General features: G+C 67.0%; 17 protein-coding genes. 7 read left to right on the top strand and 10 right to left on the bottom strand.

What is annotated here, in order from left to right:
- Positions 1-354 precede the first annotated feature (354 nt).
- From Q8R75_RS19560 to Q8R75_RS19540, 5 genes are all read right to left on the bottom strand, one after another.
- The gene (locus Q8R75_RS19560; RefSeq protein WP_305614676.1) at positions 355-948 is read right to left on the bottom strand and encodes a phosphatase PAP2 family protein; all 594 of its coding nucleotides are present in this window, start codon (positions 946-948) and stop codon (positions 355-357) included.
- Between the two features lie 80 nt (positions 949-1,028).
- On the bottom strand, positions 1,029-2,960 hold the full coding sequence (locus Q8R75_RS19555) for an LTA synthase family protein (RefSeq protein WP_305614675.1): 1,932 nt from the start codon (positions 2,958-2,960) through the stop codon (positions 1,029-1,031).
- Positions 2,957-6,019, bottom strand: a complete 3,063-nt coding sequence (locus Q8R75_RS19550; protein ID WP_305614674.1) for a CusA/CzcA family heavy metal efflux RND transporter — start codon at positions 6,017-6,019, stop codon at positions 2,957-2,959. Before Q8R75_RS19550 ends, Q8R75_RS19555 begins: the two co-directional genes overlap by 4 nt.
- Positions 6,019-7,077 (bottom strand): efflux RND transporter periplasmic adaptor subunit, encoded by a 1,059-nt coding sequence (locus Q8R75_RS19545; RefSeq protein ID WP_305614673.1) that lies wholly within the window; start codon positions 7,075-7,077, stop codon positions 6,019-6,021. The genes Q8R75_RS19550 and Q8R75_RS19545 overlap by 1 nt, the downstream gene beginning before the upstream one ends.
- Positions 7,074-8,375 (bottom strand): TolC family protein, encoded by a 1,302-nt coding sequence (locus Q8R75_RS19540; RefSeq protein ID WP_305614672.1) that lies wholly within the window; start codon positions 8,373-8,375, stop codon positions 7,074-7,076. Before Q8R75_RS19540 ends, Q8R75_RS19545 begins: the two co-directional genes overlap by 4 nt.
- Positions 8,376-8,523: 148 nt before the next feature.
- Here Q8R75_RS19540 and Q8R75_RS19535 point away from each other — a divergent pair, with 148 nt between their 5' ends.
- From Q8R75_RS19535 to Q8R75_RS19520, 4 genes are all read left to right on the top strand, one after another.
- A complete protein-coding gene (locus Q8R75_RS19535) occupies positions 8,524-9,201 on the top strand; it encodes a response regulator transcription factor (RefSeq protein ID WP_305614671.1) in 678 nt (225 codons plus the stop codon).
- Positions 9,198-10,007 (top strand): transferase, encoded by an 810-nt coding sequence (locus Q8R75_RS19530; protein WP_305614670.1) that lies wholly within the window; start codon positions 9,198-9,200, stop codon positions 10,005-10,007. Before Q8R75_RS19535 ends, Q8R75_RS19530 begins: the two co-directional genes overlap by 4 nt.
- Positions 10,000-11,391 (top strand): HAMP domain-containing sensor histidine kinase, encoded by a 1,392-nt coding sequence (locus tag Q8R75_RS19525; RefSeq protein ID WP_305614669.1) that lies wholly within the window; start codon positions 10,000-10,002, stop codon positions 11,389-11,391. The genes Q8R75_RS19530 and Q8R75_RS19525 overlap by 8 nt, the downstream gene beginning before the upstream one ends.
- A gap of 176 nt (positions 11,392-11,567) precedes the next feature.
- On the top strand, positions 11,568-12,302 hold the full coding sequence (locus Q8R75_RS19520) for an AbiV family abortive infection protein (protein ID WP_305614668.1): 735 nt from the start codon (positions 11,568-11,570) through the stop codon (positions 12,300-12,302).
- A gap of 86 nt (positions 12,303-12,388) precedes the next feature.
- On the opposite strand, the gene Q8R75_RS19515 is transcribed toward Q8R75_RS19520, so the two are convergent.
- The 4 genes from Q8R75_RS19515 to Q8R75_RS19500 form a co-directional block, all read right to left on the bottom strand.
- Positions 12,389-13,264: a carbon-nitrogen hydrolase family protein gene (locus Q8R75_RS19515; RefSeq protein ID WP_257098322.1), complete on the bottom strand. Its 876-nt coding sequence runs from the start codon at positions 13,262-13,264 to the stop codon at positions 12,389-12,391.
- A complete protein-coding gene (locus tag Q8R75_RS19510) occupies positions 13,261-13,917 on the bottom strand; it encodes a GNAT family N-acetyltransferase (RefSeq protein ID WP_305614667.1) in 657 nt (218 codons plus the stop codon). The genes Q8R75_RS19515 and Q8R75_RS19510 overlap by 4 nt, the downstream gene beginning before the upstream one ends.
- 104 nt (positions 13,918-14,021) lie before the next feature.
- Complete coding sequence (locus Q8R75_RS19505; RefSeq protein WP_305614666.1) at positions 14,022-15,821, bottom strand: tetratricopeptide repeat protein; 1,800 nt, start codon at positions 15,819-15,821, stop codon at positions 14,022-14,024.
- Between the two features lie 66 nt (positions 15,822-15,887).
- Entirely contained in the window at positions 15,888-16,532 is a 645-nt protein-coding gene (locus Q8R75_RS19500) for a histidine phosphatase family protein (protein ID WP_305663829.1), read from the bottom strand.
- 393 nt (positions 16,533-16,925) lie between these two features.
- Between Q8R75_RS19500 and Q8R75_RS19495 the strand changes: the two genes are divergently transcribed.
- Together Q8R75_RS19495 and Q8R75_RS19490 are read left to right on the top strand one after the other, a co-directional pair.
- Positions 16,926-17,432: a TRAP transporter small permease subunit gene (locus Q8R75_RS19495; RefSeq protein WP_305614664.1), complete on the top strand. Its 507-nt coding sequence runs from the start codon at positions 16,926-16,928 to the stop codon at positions 17,430-17,432.
- Positions 17,429-19,105: a TRAP transporter large permease subunit gene (locus Q8R75_RS19490; protein WP_305614663.1), complete on the top strand. Its 1,677-nt coding sequence runs from the start codon at positions 17,429-17,431 to the stop codon at positions 19,103-19,105. The genes Q8R75_RS19495 and Q8R75_RS19490 overlap by 4 nt, the downstream gene beginning before the upstream one ends.
- A 37-nt stretch (positions 19,106-19,142) precedes the next feature.
- Here the strand turns inward: Q8R75_RS19490 and Q8R75_RS19485 are convergent, their stop codons facing one another.
- On the bottom strand, positions 19,143-20,180 hold the full coding sequence (locus Q8R75_RS19485) for a nucleotidyltransferase domain-containing protein (RefSeq protein WP_305626615.1): 1,038 nt from the start codon (positions 20,178-20,180) through the stop codon (positions 19,143-19,145).
- 242 nt (positions 20,181-20,422) lie between these two features.
- Here Q8R75_RS19485 and Q8R75_RS19480 point away from each other — a divergent pair.
- A protein-coding gene (locus tag Q8R75_RS19480) for an IS3 family transposase (protein ID WP_305625948.1) occupies positions 20,423-21,881 on the top strand; the annotation gives its coding sequence in 2 pieces (ribosomal slippage) (positions 20,423-20,861 and positions 20,861-21,881; 1,460 coding nt annotated over the 2 pieces). This gene is flagged as partial in the annotation.

Here is a 21,881-nt window from a genome sequence, read left to right as displayed (position 1 = left end):
TGGATGAGTCGGTCGCGGCTTGCGATATCGGGTGAATGGTCTCGGCGGTTGTTGGGCATCGCAGCGCTCACCCCAACCTTCGGGGGTGGCGTCGGTAGCGGCTTGCGCAATATCGGGTGATTGGCCTCCGCGGGTGTTGGGCATCGCTGCGCTCACCCCAACCTACGGGGGTGGCGTCGGTCGCGGCTGGCGTGATATCGGGCGAATGGCTTCGGCGGGTGTTGGGTATCGCTGCGCTCACCCCAACCTACGGGGATGGCGTCGGGAGGGCCTTGTAGGTTGGGGTGAGCGCAGCGATGCCCAACGACCCGTGCATGCATGCGGCGCTGCGTGGCGCAAAAGCCTCTTCTTTCGTTAGCCGGCCGGCGGGCGCATGACGCTTGCCAAGCCCAGCACCACGATGGCACACGCGGCGGCGGCCAGCAGGATGTGCGACGGGAAATGCGCTCCGCGTACGACCTGCACCGCACCCGCCAGCGCGCCAAGCGTCAGCACAGCGAACAGCGCGCGCTGCCGCGCCACGCCACGCACTACCGGCAACAAGGCCAGCCACATGAAGGCGCTCGCCGCATGGCCGCTGGGCAGGCATTTGCCCGGGCCGGAATTCGGCGGCACCTCATCGAACAGCCGGAAGAACTGCGCCTGACCCCCGAAATCGACCAGATACCATGGGCAGCTGTGAGCCGACTTCATGCGCAGCAGATTGACCGCGACCACCGCCGCCAGCGAAGCACAGAGCACGAAGGCGACGCGGGCACGACGGTCGGATTCGCGCGCCCGCAGGCTCAGCGCGAACCCGTACGCGAGCAACGCCAGCCATGCCGCCACCGACAGCCACTTGACGCCGTCGTGCAGCAGCACCGACCACAACCAGTCCCGGCGCAGCGCAAAACCGCCCGCGGTGGCGTCGAAGAAGTGCGCCGACAGCCACAGGTCGAAGCCGCTCAATCTGTTGCTCCCCACGGCCAGTGCAGCGCACACGAAGGCGACAACGAACAGATCTGCGTGTCGCCCCGTACGCCAGCCGCTCACCGGGCCTCGCTCGAGTGCAGTCGACCCTGCTTGAACGCAGATGCAGCCGTCTGGTAGTAGGCGATTGCCTCACGCGCACGTTGCGGATCCACTTCGGCCGGCGTCGATTCGAGCGTGACCGGATCGACGGTGAAGGCGCGCACCACGCGGCGCGGCGACAGCACGGTCAACAAGTTGCCGCGCAGATAGCCCAGATCCTGATAGTTGGAAATGAAGGCGCGGTCCAGTGGCGCATCTGCTTCGAAGAACGAGCGGCCGAAGAAATGATCGTCGCCGTTCTTGCCCATGACTTCGATCAGCGTGGGTGCGAGATCGATCTGGCTCACACGTTGCGGGTACTCACCCGGTTGCAGGATGTCCGGCGCGTAGAAGATCAATGGTATGCGGTACTTCGCGACCGGCAGGCGCGTGCGTCCGGCGACCGACGCGCAGTGGTCCGCGACGAACACGAACAGCGTGTCGGCGAACCACGGCTGCTTCTTCGCCTCACGGATGAATTCGCCGATCGCCCAGTCGGTGTACTTCACGCCGCCGCGCCTCCCGCCCGGTGACGCAATGTCGATGCGACCGTCCGGATAGGTGTAGGGGCGATGATTCGATGTTGTCATGATCTGCGCAAAGAAGGGCTTGCCCGCAGCCGCCTTGTCGTTGAGTGCCTTCAGCGCGTTGGCGTACAACACCTCGTCGGCCACACCCCACACGTTCTCGAACACGACGCTGTCCTTCGGAAAGTCGGTCCGGTCGACGATCAGGTAGTCGTTGCCACGGAAGTAACTGTTCATGTTGTCGAAGTAGCCATAGCCGCCGTAGATGAACATCGGCACGACACCTTGCGGCGCCAGCAGCTCGCCCACGGTGGACAGATTGTTGTTGTGGGCGCGCCGGACAATGGCTTGCCCGGGAACCGGTGGCGTACCCAGCGACAGCGCTTCGAGTCCGCGCACTGTGCGCGTGCCGGTTGCGTACACCTCGGCAAAGCGCAGGCCTTCGGCGGCGAGGCGATCGAGTTCGGGCGTCAGGCCCTCGGTCGAGCCATAGGCGCCGACATACTCGGCCGACAGGCTTTCGATCGTCACCAGTACGACATTGCGCGGCCGGCGGCTGAACGGCACCTTGTCGTGCGGCGGATCGTCCATGGCGCTCGGGCTGTCCGGCGATGACAAGGGAAGACGTTCGACATGCAGGTCGAGCAGCACCTCGTCGGCCTCTTCCTGCGGCAAGGTGGCGTACCAGCGCTCATAGTCGAGTTCGTTCCGGCGCATCGCGGCAGCGAATGCGTACAGCCCGTTGCCGGCCAGCTCGTCGGCGTAGGCATTGCCGCTGCCTTCCATCTGCTCCAGCGCCGCGAACTGCCAGGACGCAGCCGGCAGCACCAGTGCGCCGGCCAGCATGACCAGCCGCACGGCCGGGCGGCGCGGCGCGCTGACGAACCCGACCAGACGGCTCAATCCGAACACGATGAGTGCCGCGACAAGCGCGATGCCGCCGACGATGAGTCCGACCGGATAGGACTGCATGATGTTGCCGATCACTTCCTGCGTGTAGATCAGGTAATCCACCGCGATGAAGTTGAAGCGGGTCGAAAACTCCTCCCAGAACACCACTTCGGACACTGCACCGAACAGCAGCAAGGCGGCCATCAGCCACAGCGCCCCCCAGCGCAGCCGCGCCATGAAGCGGCTCGCGCGCGCACGCGCCGGCAGCAGCGCCGACAGCACGAGCAGCGGGGCCACCAGCCAGGCGAGTACGGCCAGATCAAACCACAGGCCGCGCGCAAAAACGTGCAGCGCGGCGGTACCGATGTCGGCCGGGCCGGCGAAACCCCACAGCAGCAGACGCAGCAAGGTCCAGATGGCAAGAGTCAGCAGGGACGCAACGAGCAGGAACGGGAGGGCGCGCCGGCGCGGCACGGATCGGATCGATGTCATGAAGAGGCGGATACCGTGGCAGGACGCTCACCGAACCTTTTGTACAGGATGGGTAGCAGCAGAAGTGTTAACGCCGTACAAGAAATGAGCCCGCCGATGACCACGATGGCGAGCGGCCGCTGGATTTCCGACCCGGGGCCGGTGGCGAACAGCAGCGGCACCAGACCGAGGGCGGCCATCGACGCGGTCAGCAGCACCGGGCGCAACCTTCGCTGTGCGCCATTGACCACTGCGTCGAGCATGCTCTGACCGGCCGCCCGCAACTGATTGAAGTAGCTCACGAGGACTACGCCATTGAGCACCGCGATGCCGAGCAGTGCGATGAAACCGACCGATGCCGGCACCGACAGGTACTCACCGGAAATGCCCAGCGCAAACACGCCACCGATCATCGCGAACGGCACGTTGGCCATCACCAGCGCCGCCTGGCGCAGCGAATCGAAGGTGCTGAAGAGGATGAGAAAAATCAGCACCAGCGCCAGCGGCACCACCAGGGCGAGCCGCTGCGCGGCGCGTTGCTGGTTTTCGAACTCGCCCCCCCAGGTGAGGCGGTAGCCGGGGGGCAGTTCGACCTTCTGCAGCACCTGGGCACGCGCATCCTCGACGAAGCCGACCAGATCGCGACCCCCGACATTGGCGATCACCACCATGTTGCGGCTGCCCAGCTGACGGTTGATCTGCACCGGACCGCCGACCCGCTCGAAGCGCGCCAGCTGGCCGAGCGCAATGCGACCGCCGCCCGGCAGCGCCACCGGCATCTGGGTCAGTTCTTCCGACGCACCTGCGCTGCCGGTAGAACGGATGACCAGCGGGTAGCGCCGGTCCAGCTTCTGGATCAGCCCGACGCGCTCGCCCTCGATCTGCATGCGCAGGCTGGCCGCCAGCGCGTCGACGTCGAGGCCGGCGCGCGCCAGCGCGTCGGTATCCGGCACGACACGCAGATACTGCACACCCTCGTTGCGCACGAAGAACACGTCTTCGGCGCCCGGTATGGCGCGCAGCACGTCGGCGATTTCGCCCGCCTTGTGGTTCAGCGTATCGATGTCAGGCCCGAACAGCCGAATCGCCAGATCGCCGCGCACACCGAGGATCATTTCCGACACACGCATTTCGATCGGCTGCGTGAAGGCGTAGGCCACGCCCGGGAATTCGGCCAGCAGATCGCGGATGCGATGGACGATGGCCGGCTTGTCGGCGCCGGGCGCCAGACTGATGAAGGTGTCGGTCTGGTTCAGGCCCATCGGGTCGAGGCCGATTTCGTCCGACCCGGCGCGCGCCACGATCTGCGTCGCCTCTGGCACGATGTCCTTCAGCGCCTTCTGGAAACGGGTGTCGATATCCAGCGAGGCATCGAGGCTGATCGACGGCAGCTTTTCCAGCTGCACGATCAGACTGCCCTCATCCATGGTCGGCATGAAGGTTTTGCCCAGGCCCATGTAAACCACGACCGCCGCGACGAACAGCAAGCCGGCAATGCCGCCGACGATGAGCGGGGCGGCCAGCGCACGCTGCAGCAACGGCGCATAGAGCTTCGACAGCGTGCGCGGCAGCCACGGGTCGGCGTGCGAGCGGGCATTCAGCATCAGGCGCGCCAGCAGCGGAATCACGGTCAGCGACAGCAGCAGCGAGCCGGCGAGCGCGAACACGATGGTCAGCGCGACCGGCGCGAACAGCTTGCCCTCCAGGCCCTGCAGGCTTAGCAGCGGCACGAACACCAGCGCAATGATGACGATGCCGGCAGTGGTCGGTACTGCGACCTCGCGCACGGCATCGAGCACCACATCCTGGCGCGGCCGGTCTGCCGCACCCGGCTCGTGCAGATGGGCGACCACGTTCTCGACCACCACCACCGCCGCATCGACCAGCAGACCGATGGCGATCGCCAGCCCGCCCAGACTCATCAGGTTGGCCGACAAACCGGCGAAATGCATCAGAAGGAAGGTCCACAACGCCGACAGCGGCAGCACCACCGCCACGGCCAGCGCGGCGCGCACATTGCCGAGGAACAGGAACAGCAGGATGAGCACCAGCACCACGGCCTCGATCAGCGCCTTGGTTACCGTGCCGACCGCACTCGATACCAGCTCGCCGCGGTCGTAGAACGGGACGACCTTCACGCCTGCCGGCAGGCTGGGCGCGATCTCGTCGAGCCGCGCCCGCACGCCGCGCACCACTTCCTGTGCATCGGCGCCACGCAGGCCGAGCACCAGCCCCTGCACCGTTTCACCCTCACCGTTGTGCGTCACGCCACCCATGCGGGTCAGCGCGCCGAGCCGCACCTCGGCCACGTCGGCGATGCGCACCTGCACCTGCGGCGTTGCGTGCACCACCAGCCGGCCGATGTCGTCGAGCGACTCAAGCCGCCCCTGCACCCGCACCAGCAGGGTTTCCTCGCCCTCATTGATGCGGCCGGCGCCATCGTTGCGATTGAAGCGCTCCAGCGTGGCGCGCAACTCGTCCAGCGTGATGCCGGTGGCGGCCATGCGCGCTGCATCCGGTACCACCTCGTAGGCCGTCGCCAGCCCGCCCAGCACATTCACGTCGGCCACACCGCGCACCGTGCGCAGCGCCGGGCGGATCACCCAGTCGAGCAGACCGCGCCGCTCGGCCAGCGACAGGTCGCCTTCGACCGTGAACATGAACATTTCGCCCAGCGGCGTGGTGATCGGCGCCAGCCCGCCGGTCAGCCCGGGCGGCAGCGCGTCCATGATGCCGGTGAGCCGCTCGCTGACCTGATTGCGCGCCCAGTAGATGTCGGTGCCGTCCTCGAAATCGATGGTGATATCGGTCAGGCCGTACTTGCTGGTCGAGCGCAGCATGGTCTGCTTCGGCAGGCCGAGCATTTCGATCTCGACCGGCGTGGTCACGCGCGCTTCCATCTCTTCCGGCGTCATGCCGGCCAGCTTGACGATGATCTTGACCTGCGGTGCCGACACGTCCGGAAAGGCATCGATCGGCAATTTCATCATCGACCAGGCACCGGCGGCCATCAGCAGCAGCGCGGCAAGTATCGTCAGCAGCGGTCGCGCCAGCGCGCCGCGCGTCAGGGCGTCGAGCATCATTGCGCTCCCTTGCCCAGCCACACCGCCTTCAGCGCGGCCACACCACTGACCGCGACCGCAGCCTTTTCGTCCAGCGCCCCGCTGACCGTGGCAAACCCTGCGTCCTGCGACAGCGCCTGCACCTCGACCGCGCGAAAACCCTGCGCGGTACGCGCAAACACCCAGGTCCGGCCGTCGTGATGGGTGACTGCCGCAGCCGGCACTGTCCATGCGTCGGTAGCCGGTCGCGAGCGCCGCGCCTGCACCCACAGACCCGGCCGCAGGGCGGATGGTGCAGGCGGCAAAGCGGCGCGGACACGCACCGTCTGCGTCATGTCTGCAGCCCCCCAGCCGATCTGCGTTACGCGCGCCTGTTCGCCCGTCCCCTCCACCAGCAGCAAGTCGCCTTCGCGTACGCCCTGCGCCTGCGCCACGGTCAGGTTCAGCTCGAGCATCAGCTTGCGTGCATCGGCCAGCCGCAGCAGCGCGTCGGCCTCGTCCACGCGCTGACCGGGCAGCACCATGCGTTCAAGCACGGTCGCCGCCGCCTCGGCCCGTACCTGCACACGCCCGCTCGACGCGTCCGCCGCCGAAACGCCCAGCAGGCGCAGCCTCGACTGCGCGGCACCGTATGCCGCATCGGCCTGTGCAGCCGCATTTTCCGATTCGCGCACCCGGCGTTCGGCGATCAGGCCTTCGGCATGCAAGGTCCGGTCACGCTCCAGATTGCTGCGCGCCAGCGCCGCAGCGGAACGCGACTGGGCCAGCGCCGCACCTTGTTCGGGCAGGCCTGCGCTGCGCAGTTCCACCAGCACGGCATTCGCCGCAACCTGCTGGCCTTCGACCACCGGCACGCGCACCACCACGCCGCCGGCCGGCGCAGTCACCACCCACTCGCCGTCGGCCGATGCCACGACGCGCGCCGACCACGGCGCCGCGCTGGCCTGCGCCGCCGACACGGGGGCCGCGTCGCGGATGCCCAGACGTTCGATCTGCGTCGCACCGAGCACGATGTCGGCGGCGTGAAGGGAGGATGTCAGCGCGAGCAGACAGGACAACACGAACGCATGTTTCACGGCAGGATTCCCAGACTGTTGTTGTAGCGCGCCACAGCGCGCTCATAGGCAATGTCGGCCAACGCGGCCGCACGGCGTGCGTTGGCGGCGCGTGCCTCGATCAGCAGGCGCTCGGCGAGCGAGCTTTCGCCGAGCCGGTAGGCACGGCGGGCGAGTTCGACCTCCCGATCGGCGACCGCCTTTTGCCCGGTGGCCAGTTGCAGCGCCTGTTCGCGGGCGTGCAGTTCGTGCTCGGCTTCGTGCAGCGCCAGTGTGGCCATACGCAGGGCCAGCGCAAGGTCGTCCTCGGCGCGGGCCAGATCGAGCTGCAGCGGCGACACGGTCGCTGCGCGATGCACCTCGCCGCCGAATGGAATCGACAGCGTGGCGCCGACGCTGTCCGTCACAGGGCTGTCGGGCGATTTTTCGGAACGCATGCCAACCAGGATGCGCGGCGTACCGCTGCCCTGGGCCTGTACGCTGGCCAGCGCACTGCGCGCCCGTTCGAGCGCGGCCTGCGCCGTGAGCACAGGCGGATAGCCCATCGGCGCGTCATCCACCGGCGTGCGCGCAATCGGCTCGCGTGCCGTCACCGGCAGCGCCGGCAAGCCGGTCAGCGTGGCCCAGCCGAACACGCTGTGCGCCAGTTCGACCTGTGCCTCGTAGCGCGCGGCGTCGCGCTCGCGCCGGGCCGCTTCGGCCGACAGTCTCTCGACCGGCGCCGCATCCCCTGCGCGCACCCGCTTCGACACATCGTCTTCCAGCGCGCGATACAGCTCGACGTCGGCGTCGGCCAGTTTCACTTCGGCTTCCGCCTGCAGCACGCGCCACAGGGTTTCACGTACATCGCCGGCCACGCGCCAGCGGTGGATGCGCAGTTCCTCGTCGGACAGCAGGCGACCCGCGTCCGCCTCGCGGCGCAGCGCGTCGCGCTGACCGGATCGCCACAAGGGCAGGTCCAGCCCGGCTTCAAGTTCGCGCACGCCAGCGGCGCGGCCAGGCAGACGATCGGTCTGGTAGCGCATGTGCAGCGCCGGCGGTGCCGACAGCACGCTACCGGCCCGTTCGGTCAGCACCCGCGATTCGGACAGCCGGGCCTGTGGCAGCTGGGTACCCGGCGCCCGGCCAAGCGCGGCCGACAAGGCGCCGGACAGCGTGAGTGCGGCGTCGCGCACGACGGTCTGTTCTTGCTCTTCCGCGTGGGAGGGCGCCGGGATGGAGACGGATTGCGCAGACAGCGGTGGCGTCAGCCACAGGACGGACAGCAGGCAGCACAGCAGGGCGGAACGCATGGGCGCACGACGGACGGATGAAGACATGCATCAGCTTGCACGGCGGTGGATTGCCGGCAGGTGGACGCAACATGAACATCCGTTCATGTTGTGGCAAGGTGGCTCGACGCAGGCAGAATCACGGCTCGCGCACCCCGACCCGGGCCGTGCGCCGCGCCTTCCGAAAAGGTCTGCCATGCACCTCCTCGTGGTCGAGGACGACACCGAAATCGCCGGTTTCATCTGCCACGGCCTGCGCGAGGCCGGACACGTCGTCGACCACGCGGCAAACGGGCGCGACGGCCTTTTCATGGCGACGGGCGAGAATTACGACGCCATCGTACTTGACCGGTTGATGCCGCAGATGGACGGTCTGTCGATGCTGGCTGCGCTGCGCGCCACCGGTTCGCGCGTGCCGGTGCTCATCCTCAGTGCGCTCGGCCATGTCGACGAACGCATCCGCGGCCTGCGCGCCGGCGGTGACGACTATCTGGTGAAGCCATTCGCGATGTCGGAACTGCAGGCGCGGCTGGACGTGATCACGCGCCGCGGCCTGATGCCGGCGATCGAAAGCGTGCTGCGGGTGGCCGATCTCGAACTCGACCGCATGACGCACATCGTGCGACGCGCCGGTGACGAAATCGCGCTCAAGCCGCAGGAATATCGGGTGCTCGAGTTCCTGATGCGCCACGCCGGTCAGGTGGTCACCCGCACCATGCTGCTCGAGGGCGTGTGGGACTACCACTTCGATCCGCAGACGAATGTCATCGACGTGCATATTTCCCGCCTGCGCGCCAAGGTCGACCGCGCCGGCTGGCTGCCGCTGATCCACACGCTGCGTGGCGCCGGCTACTGCATGCGGGTGCCGGCATGAACGACCGCCGATCACCCTGGGCGGGCAGCGCCGCAGGCGCGCCTTTCGTGCAGGACGACGAAGGCATGCTGACGATGCACTTCGACGGCGCCGCCGTGCAGAGCAGCATGGACCCGGCGCGACCCGTCGATCTGGTGCTTGACTATTCGCGCCTGATGATGGCTGCGCTGCTGTTCGTGCCGGCGCCCTTGCGCATCGGCATGATCGGCCTGGGCGGCGGATCGCTGGTGAAGTACTGCCACCACCACCTGCCGGGCGCGCGCGTCGAGGTGGCCGAAATTTCGGCTGAGGTGATCGCGCTGCGCAACCGCTTCCACATCCCGCCGGACGATGGGCGGCTGCGCATCGACTGCGCCGATGGCGCCGACTGGATTGCGCAGCATGACGACACCTTCGACCTTCTGCTGGTGGATGGCTTCGACATCGGCGGACAGGCAAGCGCGCTGTGCACGCAGCGCTTCTACGACGACTGCCACGCCGCATTGACCCCGAACGGCCTGCTCGCGATCAACATGCATGCCGACGACGCGCTGCACGGTGCCTACATCGGCCGCGTGCGTGCCAGCTTCGCCAACTCGGTCAGTGTCGTCGCCACCGAAGACGGCGTGAATGAAATCGTGTTTGCCGCGCGCGGCGATGCATTCCGGCTGTCGGAGAAGCAGCTGTTCCAGCGGGCGGCGGCGCTGCATGCCACGATCGGGCTCGACCTGCGCCCGCTGGCGCGCCCGCTGATCGAAGGCCGGCGACGCGACTTTGCACCCGCTACGCGCGCGGCCGTTCGTCACGGCATGGATGCCGATGACTGAGCCGACGCACCCGGTCGCCCCGCGCGCCACGCGTGGCCTGAGCACGACGGCGCGACTGGCACTGGCCAACAGCGTTCTGCTGGCGACCGGTTTCGGCCTGATGCTGCTGCTGGTGAGCTGGCTCGCCGGGCAGTACATGCTGGGTCACGTCGAAGAAAGCGTAGACGCCGAACTGGACATCCTGACCGCCGAGTACCGGGTCGATGGCGTACGCGGCGTGAGCGGCCTGATCCGCCAGCGGCTGGACATGCGCTCGCCGAATCACGATCGCCTGTACCGGCTGGAAGGTGTCGACGGCGTCATGCTGATCGGCAACCTCGATGCGTGGCCGGCCGCTGCAACGCGCGACGGCGTCCTTCTGCGGCTGCCGAGCCTGCGCCACCCCGGCCTCACCGAAGTCGTCGCGCGCTGGGCGCGCCTGCCGGACGGCAGCCGGCTGCTGGTCGGCTTTGACGAGTACGAGGTGGAGCAGGTACGCAGCGACATCCGGCGCGCCGCGCTGGCCAGTTTCGGCGTCATGCTGATCGCGTCGCTCATCGGCGGTTTCCTGATCACCCGCGCCGCGCTGCGACCGGTCGAAACGATGCGCCTCGCCGCACAGCAGATCATGGATGGCGACCTGCGCCACCGCATTCCGGTGCGCGGCACGGCGGACGAGTTCGACCGCCTGTCACAGACGCTCAACGGCATGCTCGACCGCATCGACCGGCTGATCGCCTCGGTGCGCGGCGCCACCGACAACATCGCGCATGACCTGCGCTCGCCGCTGACCCGCCACCGCGCACGCATCGAAGCCGCGCTGGCCGCGCCGCCGACCGGCGACGAACTACCGGCATTGCTGGAGCGCAATCTGGCCGACATCGATCAGGTGCTGTCCACCTTCCAGTCGCTGCTGCGCATCGCCAATGTCGAATCCGGCCTGCTGCGCAGTGAATTCCGTGCGCTCGACCTTGCTTCACTGACGCGCGACGCCATCGACTTCATGGAGCCGATGGCCGACGAACGCGGTATCACGCTGTTGGCCGACGTGCCGGAACAGGCCTCGATAAGCGGCCACCGCGACCTGCTGTTCCAGGCGGTCATCAACCTGATCGACAACGCGATCAAATTCAGTCCGGCCGGCGGCACGGTGAGCGTCAGCCTTCAACCGGTGCGGGACGGCTGGCGACTCGAGGTGGCCGATCAGGGGCCGGGCATTCCGGTCAGCGAGCAGGAACGCGTGTTCGAACGGCTGTACCGGCTTGAAGGGGCGCGCAACACACCGGGCCTCGGGCTCGGGCTCAGCCTGGTGCAGTCGGTGGCGCGCCTGCACGCCGGGCGCATCGAACTGGGTGATGCGGCACCCGGGCTGCGCGCCGCACTGACCTTGCCAGCGGGCACATGACGGGCTTGTCACGCAGTTGACACGAAGCGACAACGCAAAGACGATGCGATCAATGCGTACGCGAACCTACCCTTGGAGTGACGCGTGCGGACGGCCTCGGCAGTGTGCGGCCATGGACGACAGCGCGCGCTGCGCCATCGTCGCAACGGTTGATTTTGAGCTACGGAGTCACTTCAGTGCCGAAAACAAACAAGCCGAGCATCGCGCTCACATCGAAGCTGCTGCGACGCTACCGCGACGCCTCGATCGACAACGCCCGCGAGTTGCTGTACGAAGCGGAACTGCTGCTCAAGCACAACCACTATGCCCGCGCCTATTACTCCGCGGTCGCCGCGATCGAGGAGGTCGGCACGTCGGTGCAGGTGTTTGACGCGCTCGGCCGCAATGTGCGCGACCCCGATGTGGCCAACCGGGTCGTGCTCAATCTCGGTGACTACGCGCGCAAGGTGACTGCGGCTGTGTTTCCGTGGCTGCTGGTCGTGCCGGGCCGGCGCGACGAGGTGATGCCGTACATCAGCAAGATGATCAAGCGGCAGATTCCGAAGCTGGATGCCATCCATACCGAGCTGGACGGCAAGGGGCCGCAGGGCCCGCAGATCAACACGCCGAACTATCGCGTCACGCTGACCGACGCCGAAATCTGGCTCGGTCTGGCGAAGGACATCTACACCCACGCCGAGGCCTACGTGCTGTTCGCACCGACCAAGATCCGAACCAAGGCGGAAGACGAAGTGTTCGCGATGAAGTCGGCCGCGCTGGCCGCGGTGACCAGCAGCCCGGAATTCTGGGAGTACTACATTTCCTGCATGAAGACCGGCAACGCGACCTTCGAAGCCGCGGTGGCCGACTACGTCAGGGCGCAGTCCGGCGGCACCGAAGTACGCAACAGCTACGGCGACGAGGAAGCCTGATCGGGGCATGCTTCGAGCCACCCCATCAAAAAAGGCCACCTGCCGGCACGCAGGTGGCCTTTTTTATGGCGCGACCGCCCGGGCGATCAGCTCACCTTGATGACTTCCACCGGGTGTTCGTACACATCCTTGCGCTTGTCGTACAGCGGGATGGTCGTGCCGTTCAGGCGGTTGCCCTGCAGGTCGTTCAGATCGACTTCGGCGACGATGATCTGTTCGATGTTCGGCGTCCCTTCGGCGGCGATGCCGTCGCGGGCGAACGGAAAATCCGACGGCGTGATGATGCCGGCCTGACCGTAGTGCATGCCGAGTCCCTCGACTGGCAGATTGCCCACGGTGCTGGTCTGCACGACGAACACCTGATTCTCGATCGCCCGCGCGTGGCAGCAGTAGCGCACCCGCAGAAAGCCCTGCCGGTCATCGGTGCATGAGGGCACGAACAGGATGTCGGCGCCCGCCTCGCACACCATGCGCGACAGTTCCGGAAATTCGATGTCGTAACAGATCAGGATGGCAATCTTGCCGAATGGCGTATCGAACAGGCGCAGCTGGTCGCCGGCGTCGGTGTCCCACTTTTCGCGCTCCCAGCGCGTGCGATGGATCTTGTCCTGTTCGAACACCTGGCCGCCCGGCGTGAAGTAGTACGCCGTGTTGGTCAGCCGGCCGTCTTCGCGCACCGTCGGGTGGCTGCCGCCGATCAAGTGCACGTTCCACTGTGCCGCCAGTTCCAGCATGAGGTCGCGGTAGCGCTTGGTGTAGTCGTGCATGTTGCGCACGGCGGCATTCAGGTCGCTGGTGTCCATGAAGGACAGCAGTTGCGTGGTGAAGATTTCGGGCAGCAGCACGAACTGCGGCTTGTAGTCGCCGGCCGCCTTCATGATGAAGCGCACCTGGTTCTCGAAACCGGACCAGTCGTGAATGGGGCGCAGCAGGTACTGTACGGCGGCGATGCGGACGATCATGGCAGGATGTGCTCCGGGAAATGGGTGGGTCGGGCCGGATCGTGGTCCGGGTTGAGCCAGACGATGACCGAGGCGTAGCCCAGTGATTCGGTGTCTTCGGGCAGGTAGCCCGGCACCACGCTGAGGTAGCTGAAGCCTTCCTTCAGCTGGAAGCTGAGCACCGGGTCGCGCAGGTCGCCCCACACTACCTTGCGGGCGTACAGGTCGGCCGTCATGTCGGCAGCGTGGCGGTGGTAGCCGGGCAGGCGACCGCAGGCGATGATGCGTTTGAGGTTCATCGCCCGGCACAGCATGCGCCGCCCTTCGTACAGCAGGTGGCCGACGCCGGATCCGCGCAGATCCGGATCGACGAACACTTCCGCACCGTACAGCGTGCGACCGTCAGGGTTGTGATGCTCGAAGGTGCCGGCACCGGTGATGTCCTGCCAGCTGTGCGAATCGCACCAGTCGTCCCACAGCACGACCAGCGCGCTGGCGCAGCCGACGATCGCACCGTCGATCTCGGCCACGATCTGGCCCTGCGGAAACACGTCGAGCTGTTCGCCCAGCTTGCGGCGGCTCCACGGTGGAATGTCCGGGTACACGCGCGCTTGCAGGGCGATCAACGCGGGAATATCAGCCGGCCGGGTATGGCGTATGCGCGTTGCGGTCACGCTGTTCTCCCGTCCAGTCGAACGCCGGTCGGCGGGCGCCGGCGGCATTCAACAATCAGCCAGCAGTGTGGGCGGTGCCGGGCCGGTTGTATGTCGGACGGCGACTACCCCTGAGTCTGCAGGCCCGGGCGGGGCTTCACGTCGAAGGCGATGCAGATGCGTTCTTCGTTCGATTCGAATGGAATCGTGCGGTGGAACAGCGAGGACGGGAACAGCACGATGTCGCCGACGACCGGCAGCAGCGTCTTGCGCGGAAAGTCGTCGTGTTCGCGCGGGTAGTCGTCGCCGTCGGTGCTGAATTCGATGCCGCCGGCCAGACTGCCGGCCGGCCGGTCGCGCGGAATCGCGAGGTAGACCACGCCGCTGAGCCAGCCGGTTTCATGGATGTGCGACGTCAGGTGGCCACCCCGGCTCATCTTCACGTACCAGGCGCTGCTGAACACCGTGTCGGGCGGGAAATCCTGCGCGAACACGCAGGTGTCGCCGGCCAGCCGCACGCGGTAGCGCGCGACCTGTTCGCCGATCAGCGCGGCCAGCCGTTCAAACGAAGGTTCGCTGCGGCGGAACAGATTGCCCGCCGACTGGATGCCGTGATGCAGCCGGCCCTGCTTGCGCGCCTCGATTTCGGCGTGCGTGACGTCGCGCAGCAGCTCAGCCAGCAAGCTGCCGGACGAATCGGACAGCGCGTCGATGTGGCTGTGGAACACGAAATCGAGCGGCGCCGGGCAGAAGTCGTAGCCGTCGGCGACACCGAAGTTGGCGGCGTGGTGCGCCGACAAGGTCGCCAGCATCGGCGAGTTGTGGCGAACTTCGCGGTGTCGAACTTCGCGGTGTCGAACCTCGGGGGAACGAACCTCGGGGTTGCCGACTTCAGGCTGAATGGTGCCTGTCATGCCTGCCAGCCGTTCGCGGAAAGCGTCGAAGCGGCGCGTCTTGTACAGGCAGTACAGCACCCGCTCCTGCCAGTCGCGGATCTGCGCGCGCTCGAAGTACGGTATCGCCTCGGCCAGATCGCCCATGTCGTAATGCAGCAGGCCGAGGTTGTAACTGGCTTCGCCATGCGCCGGGTCGATCGCCAGCGCGGCACGGAAGGCGGCGATCGTGGCGGCCGCATCACCCTGGTCGCGCAGGATTTCGCCGAGGTTGCTGTGCGCATCGGCATAGTCGGGCGCCAGCGCCAGCGCCTGCCGGTAACTGGCTGCCGCGTCGCCGAGCAGACCCTGATCGCGTTGCGCCGTGCCCAGGCTGAACCAGGCCGTCGCTGTCGGCTGTATCGCGAGTGCCTTGCGATAGGCGGCGACCGCCTCGTCATGCCGGCCCTGCTTCTGCAACGCCGCACCCAGATTGGCGTGCGCCTCGACGAAACCGGGTTCGACCGCGACAGCTTCGCGGTAGGCGGCCAGCGCGTCGTTGGTGCGCTGCAGACGTTCGCACACCGTGCCGAGGTTGAACCAGGCGACCGCGAAACGCGGCTGCAGCTTCAGCGCGCGATGGTAGCTGGCGGCCGCATCATCGAGCTGGCCGAGCGCGTCCTGCACCACGCCCATGTTGTACAGCAGCTCCGGAAAGTCCGGCTTCAGCGCGAAGGCGCGGCGATAAGTCGCCAGCGCCTGTTCGTTTCGACCGCGCTGCTGCTGCACCAGACCCAGATTGCTCAGCAGTTCGGCCGAGCGCGGATCGGCCGTGACCGCCTCGCGAAACGCCTGTTCGGCATCGTCGAGCCGGCCCAGCCCGGCCAGCGCCGAACCGCGCACGCTGTGCAGCACGACCGCCGCCGGGTAGCGCCTGAGCAACTGCTGCGCGGCGCTGGCCGCATCAGCCAGCCGGCCGCCGTTGTAGAGCGCGAACACCGGTTGCAGTTCGGCTGGCGACGGCTGGCGCGCCGGGGTGGGCTTGTTCTTCATCGTTCAGGTCTTCAGGTCAGGGCACAGGCAGAACCGACATTGCATATATATATGCGCAGTGCGACATCACGCCGGCAATTCATCCAGTGCGCCATCCAGGTGCGACACGTCACCCCAGCGTTCGAGGCACCATCCGCTGTCGTCGTGGCTCACCCAGTTCAGCGCGCAGTTGGCGATGTCGAAATCGCGCGCGCAGACGAGCCCCAGTCCGCGCACCCGCCGCGCCACGATGTCGAGCACGCCGCCGTGCGTCACCAGCAGTACCGTCTGGCCGGTGTGGCGCCTGCGCAGCGATTCGACGAAAGCCCACACCCGCGCATCGAAGGCAGCCAGCGACTCGCCGCCACGCCCCGGAAAGCCGGCGTCCGGCTCGCGCGCGTCGAAGCGCGCGAAGGCGTCCGGGTGCTGGCGGCGCGCCTCGGCATAGGTCAGCCGCTGGAAGCCGCCATAGTGGCGCTCGCGCAGCGCCGGCTCCGGCATCACCGCCAGTCCGCGCGGCACCGCGATGCGCCCGGCCGTCACCCACGCACGGCCGAGGTCCGAGCCATAGATCGTGTCGATCCGCTCGCCCAGCAGCGCCTGCGCCGTGGCCTGCGCCTGCGCGAGCCCGGTGTCGTTGAGCGGAATATCGACCTGGCCCTGGATGCGGCGATCGACATTCCACGTCGTTTCACCGTGCCGGACCAGACAGAAGCGCGTGCGTGCAGTCATGAGTGTTCCTTGTGCGAAGCCGGATGTTACCTGCAGGAACGAAACGGGGGTTTCGGCGAGCACCGCCCGCCACCCCCAGAGCCGGTCGGCCATCAAGGCCTGCCGTGGGCAGATTCCTGCGAGAAAATGGCGCAATGTTCGCTTTTCGTAGGAGCGGACCCTGTCCGCGATACGCACGTTGAGCAAGCGATGTCGCGTGTCCGAAGACCGCATCGCCTGCAGGGCAGGCTCCTACGAGAACCGCGACAGTACTGCCGTTCGTAGGAGCGGGCTCTGCCCGCGATCGGCACGTCGATGACGCAATGTCACATCTGCATCGGGCCGGCAGCGGCGCCGCCGTCTCTGCCGGTTACCATCGCTCATCCACCCCTCACCCGCCTCCCGATGCGCCCGATGCGCCCGCTGCTGCTGCTCGCCGACCTGATCGACCGTATGAACGAGGCCTGCGGCCGGGTGCTGCCCTGGGCGGTACTCGCCGCAGTGCTGCTTGCCGTTGGCAATGCACTGGCGCGCAAGTTCGATTCGGGTTCCAACGCGCTGCTCGAAGCGCAGTGGTATCTGGTGTCGGCGGTGTTCCTGCTCGGCGCCGGCCGCGTGCTCAAGCTCGACGAACATGTGCGCATCGACCTCATCACGTCCCGTCTCGGCCCGCGCGGCAGGCTGTGGGCCGACATCGCCGGCCTGCTGACCATGGTGCTGCCGGTGGCACTGCTGATGCTGTGGCTGTCCTGGCCCTGGTTCGTCGCCTCATGGACCAGCCACGAAGTGTCGGCCAGCGCCGGCGGCCTGCCGCTGTGGCCGGCGCGCCTGCTGGTGCCGGTGGGCTTTGCGCTGCTCGCCGCCCAGGCCGTCGCGCTGCTGATCCGCCGCATCGCCGCATTGTCGGAGCGGCCCGAATGAGCGCCTGGCTGGCCGCCAACCTCGCACCGATCATGTTCGCGGCCATGGTGCTGTTCCTGCTGTCCGGCGTGCCGGTGGCGTTCGCGCTGGCCGCCTGCGGCATCGTGTTCGGGCTGATCGGCATCGAACTCGGGCTGCTGTCCGCATCGCTGGTGCAGGCCATGCCCGACCGCGTGTGGGGCGTCATGAGCAACGACACGCTGCTCGCCATTCCCTTCTTCACCTTCATGGGCCTGGTGCTGGAACGCTCAGGCATGGCCGAAGACCTGCTCGACACGGTCGGCCGGCTGTTCGGCACGCTGCGCGGCGGGCTCGCAGTGGCGGTGGTGCTGGTCGGCGCGCTGCTCGCCGCAACGACCGGCGTGGTCGCCGCGTCGGTCATTTCGATGGGCCTCATATCGCTGCCCATCATGCTGCGCGCCGGCTACGACGCGCGGCTGGCCAGCGGCGTCATCTGTGCGTCGGGCACGCTGGCGCAGATCATTCCGCCATCGCTCGTCCTGATCGTGCTGGCCGACCAGCTCGGCCGCCCGGTCGGCGACATGTACCGCGGCGCCCTGTTGCCCGGACTGGTGCTGACCGGGCTCTATCTGCTCTACGTTCTGATCGTGGCCTGGCTGCGGCCTCACAAGGCACCGGCGCTGCCGGAGGCCGATGACCACACTGCGGCGGAGCGGCGCGGCGTGTGGGCACTGTTCGCCGTGGCGGTGCTCGGCGGCATCGCCGCCAGCCAGTTGCCGGCGCTGCAGGCGCACACCGCCGACGCGCGTGCGCTGTTCGCGGTCACCGCCGGCGGCAGCGTCGCCTGGCTGATCGCCGTGGCCGACCGCGTGCTGCGTCTGAACCTGCTGCCGGATCTCGCGCGCCGCGTCGCCTTCGTGCTGATGCCGCCGCTGGCACTCATTTTCCTCGTGCTCGGCACCATCTACCTGGGGCTGGCGACACCGACCGAAGGCGGTGCGATGGGCGCCACCGGCGCGCTGCTGATGGCCGCCGCACGCCGGCGCCTGAACCGCGACCTGCTGCAGCAGGCGCTCGACCGCACGGTCCGGCTGACCACCTTCGTGCTGTTCATCCTGATCGGCTCGCGCGTCTTTTCGCTCACCTTCTACGGCATCGACGGCCACCTGTGGGTCGAACACCTGCTGCTCGGCCTGCCCGGCGGCGAAACCGGCTTCCTGATCGTCGTCATGACGCTGGTGTTCGTGCTCGCCTTCTTCCTCGACTTCTTCGAACTGGCCTTCATCGTCGTGCCGCTGCTCGCCCCGGTGGCCGACAAGCTGGGCATTGATCTGGTGTGGTTCGGCGTGCTGCTGGCGGTGAACATGCAGACCTCATTCATGCACCCGCCGTTCGGCTTCGCGCTGTTCTACCTGCGCTCGGTCGCACCGAAGACTCTGCCGACGCGCGACATCTACTGGGGCGCCGTACCCTTCGTCGGCATCCAGATCGTCATGGTCGCGCTGGTGCTGGCCGTGCCGCAACTGGTCACGGCCAATCTGGGGTCGGCACAGCGCACAACCGGCGATTCGGTAACGACCGACGCCGACTACCGGCGCATCTCGAGCGCCCCCCGCCTGCCGGCCGGCCATCCCGACGCCGCACTGGAGGCGGCGATCGAAAAGGCGGAGGCTATGGTGGAACCCATCGCGGACGAGGACGTTGACGAATGAAGCGGACACAATCTCTGCCCCGCTCAGCGTTGCTGAATCAGCGCCACAGTTCAGGCTGATCCAGTTCCGGCGCCATGCGCAACAGGGCTTTCTGGCCCTGCTGCGCGCGTGCAGCCCAGCCTTGGCCGCGACCAAGGGCGTCACGCCACGCTGCATTGAAGACATCGGCCATGCCCTGGCTCTGGAAGTACTCGATCAAGCCGACGGCCTGCAGCACATCCTTCTTCGCCTTGGTCTGCTCAGCGACCGGGCGCTCGCCGTGCACGATCAACTTGTGCACGGCGAATCGTTCAGGGGCCGGCACGTTGACCACGCACGCGCCGGCACGCGCAAACAAGCAGCATTGCACCGGCGCTTCGAGCGAAAACTCCATGAATTTCAGCGGTTCGAGCGCCACATTGAGGTTCGGCACCAGCACAGGCTCACCGGTGCGCGTCATGCTCGTCAGAAAATCAAGACGGAGTTCAAGATCGTCCGGGTTTCGATATTGCGCCCCGACCTTGCCATTGAGCTGGGTGATCGGCAGGAAGCCCATTTCCAGTGATTCGAGCGCGCCATGCACATCGATCTGGATATTGGCCGGCAAGGCGATCGACACGTTGGGGCCTGCATGGGCGAAATCCACGTCGAGCGTGGCTGCGCCATCCGCCCAGCGCACGCCCAGCATGTTTCCCAGGGCGATGAAGGCATGTGTGCCGATGAGCACGCCGCCCGCCCTGAAAAACCCGTACTCGGCCAGACGACGCACCACCCGGAAGTGCTTCGGCGCTGCGGGTGTCGCGCCCGCCGCCAGCGCAACCAGAGCCGGCCTCGTCAACAGCCCGGCCGCCCGGGCACGTTCGTGTGATTCAACCAGCGAGCGCACCCGCTCCGAATCCGGACCGACGTAAATCATCCGGCCCTGCTTGTCGATATCGCGATAACCGAAGTACCAATAGACGCGGCCCTTGATCGTGCGCCGGTGAAACGCGCCGGACAGCCCCGCCAGGGCGTTTCCCATCTCCAGTGTCTGAGTCTGGGAGAACAGCTCCGCGTAAGCGGTCTGGGCGGCGAGTGACAGTTCGACGTAGCGCATCGGCTGAAGTTACTATACAAATACATTTTTGTATAGTAACCATGCTGGTATTTGCGGCAGGCGTAACAGGTGTGGTGGTCTGACTTCAGCGAGCAGGCCTTCGCAAAATCCGGGGCGATTCAGTGTTGCCGTAGTACACGTCCAGCGTCTGCTGGGTGGTGCGCGTCAGCAGTCCCCTTGAGTCAGACTAGTTGTCGCCTCGTTAGAATCATCAAACCGGGGGCGATAGTGGAAGAAACAAAGTGGCGAGATACGGACAAGCTTTCAAGGACAAAGCTGTTGGGCGGCTGTTGCCGCCGGAGAGTGCATCACTGGAATTGGTTGCACGAGATCTGAGCATCTCGGCGGCGACGTTGGAGCGTTGGCGTGCGGATGCGCTGTCCAGGCCCGCTCGCGAGCGGGCCTGGACAGCGGCGGCTCGGCTCGATGCGGTACTGGTCACCGCGGCGATGGGCGAGACCGGTAAAAGCGCGTGGTGCCGTGAGCACGGGGTGTATCCGCAGGAGCTCGAACAATGGCGCCAGGCGGCAACCCAGGCGCTGGCCGCGCCCGAGGACGCACGCGCCAGCCACCGCGAGACAAAAGCCGACCGGCGGCGCATCAAGGAGTTGGAGCGCGAGTTGCGGCGCAAGGACAGGGCGCTGGCAGAGACCGCCGCGCTTCTGGTGCTGTCAAAAAAACTCGAGGTGATCTTCCACAAGGACAAGGACGAGGACGCATGATCGACTTGGAAGATCGCCGGACATTGGTCCGCAACATTGAGGTGGCGCACAGCGCCGGTGCCCGGCTGCAACCGGCCTGCCAGACCGCGGGGATTACCGTACGCACGCTGCAGCGCTGGAAAGCGCACGACGGTCTGGTCGTGGGCGACAAGCGCCCCGAGCTCGAGCGGGCGTCGCCCGGCCATGCGCTCAACGAGGACGAACGCACACGGATTCTGGCGGTGGCTAACGAACCCCGGTTTGCGGCCTTGCCACCGGCACGCATCGTGCCGGCGCTGGCCGATGAGGGCGTGTATCTGGCCAGCGAATCGAGCTTCCAGCGCCTGCTGCGCGAGCATGGACAGAACCGCCACCGTGGTCGGAGCCGTGCACCGCAGCCGTCGCGTCGGCCCACCACGCACGTCGCCACCGGGCCCGGGCAGGTTTGGTGCTGGGATATGACCTACTTGCCCGCACAGGTACAGGGCCACTGGTTCTACCTGTACCTGATCATGGATCTGTACAGCCGCAAGATCGTGGGCTGGGAGGTCCATGCCCGCGACGATGCCGACCACGCGGCCCACCTGCTCAAGCGCACCGCGCTGGCCGAGGGGGTGCATGCGATGGCCGACAAACCGGTGCTGCACGGCGACAACGGCAGCACGCTCAAGGCCACCACCGTGCTTGCCATGCTCAACTGGCTGGGGGTCAAGCCGTCGTACTCGCGCCCGCGCGTCTCCGACGACAACGCCTTCGTGGAGTCGCTGTTCAAGACCGCCAAGTACCGGCCGCAATTCCCCGTGGGCGGATTTGCCGATCTGGATGGAGCTCGAGCCTGGGCTGCTGACTTCGCGCACTGGTACAACTTCGAGCATCGGCACAGCGGCATCCGTTACGTCACGCCGGCGCAACGCCATACCGGTGCAGATCACGCAATCCTGGCCGCCCGGCATCAGACCTACCTGCAAGCGCGCGAACGCAACCCACGGCGCTGGTCAGG

The sequence above is a fragment of the Methyloversatilis sp. genome (genome assembly GCF_030696805.1).
Taxonomy (GTDB): Bacteria; Pseudomonadota; Gammaproteobacteria; order Burkholderiales; family Rhodocyclaceae; genus Methyloversatilis.
This window is presented reverse-complemented; position numbering and strand designations above follow the sequence as displayed.

What these genes read in the sequence shown, in the direction of transcription:
- Q8R75_RS19530 (WP_305614670.1), top strand. Translation starts at nt 9,198, where the DNA reads ATGAACGACCGCCGATCACCCTGGGCGGGCAGCGCCGCAGGCGCGCCT.
- Q8R75_RS19550 (WP_305614674.1), bottom strand. Translation starts at nt 6,019, where the DNA reads ATGCTCGACGCCCTGACGCGCGGCGCGCTGGCGCGACCGCTGCTGACG.
- Q8R75_RS19490 (WP_305614663.1), top strand. Translation starts at nt 17,429, where the DNA reads ATGAGCGCCTGGCTGGCCGCCAACCTCGCACCGATCATGTTCGCGGCC.
- Q8R75_RS19495 (WP_305614664.1), top strand. Translation starts at nt 16,926, where the DNA reads ATGCGCCCGCTGCTGCTGCTCGCCGACCTGATCGACCGTATGAACGAG.
- Q8R75_RS19485 (WP_305626615.1), bottom strand. Translation starts at nt 20,180, where the DNA reads ATGCGCTACGTCGAACTGTCACTCGCCGCCCAGACCGCTTACGCGGAG.
- Q8R75_RS19525 (WP_305614669.1), top strand. Translation starts at nt 10,000, where the DNA reads ATGACTGAGCCGACGCACCCGGTCGCCCCGCGCGCCACGCGTGGCCTG.
- Q8R75_RS19540 (WP_305614672.1), bottom strand. Translation starts at nt 8,375, where the DNA reads ATGTCTTCATCCGTCCGTCGTGCGCCCATGCGTTCCGCCCTGCTGTGC.
- Q8R75_RS19505 (WP_305614666.1), bottom strand. Translation starts at nt 15,821, where the DNA reads ATGAAGAACAAGCCCACCCCGGCGCGCCAGCCGTCGCCAGCCGAACTG.
- Q8R75_RS19535 (WP_305614671.1), top strand. Translation starts at nt 8,524, where the DNA reads ATGCACCTCCTCGTGGTCGAGGACGACACCGAAATCGCCGGTTTCATC.
- Q8R75_RS19500 (WP_305663829.1), bottom strand. Translation starts at nt 16,532, where the DNA reads ATGACTGCACGCACGCGCTTCTGTCTGGTCCGGCACGGTGAAACGACG.
- Q8R75_RS19515 (WP_257098322.1), bottom strand. Translation starts at nt 13,264, where the DNA reads ATGATCGTCCGCATCGCCGCCGTACAGTACCTGCTGCGCCCCATTCAC.
- Q8R75_RS19555 (WP_305614675.1), bottom strand. Translation starts at nt 2,960, where the DNA reads ATGACATCGATCCGATCCGTGCCGCGCCGGCGCGCCCTCCCGTTCCTG.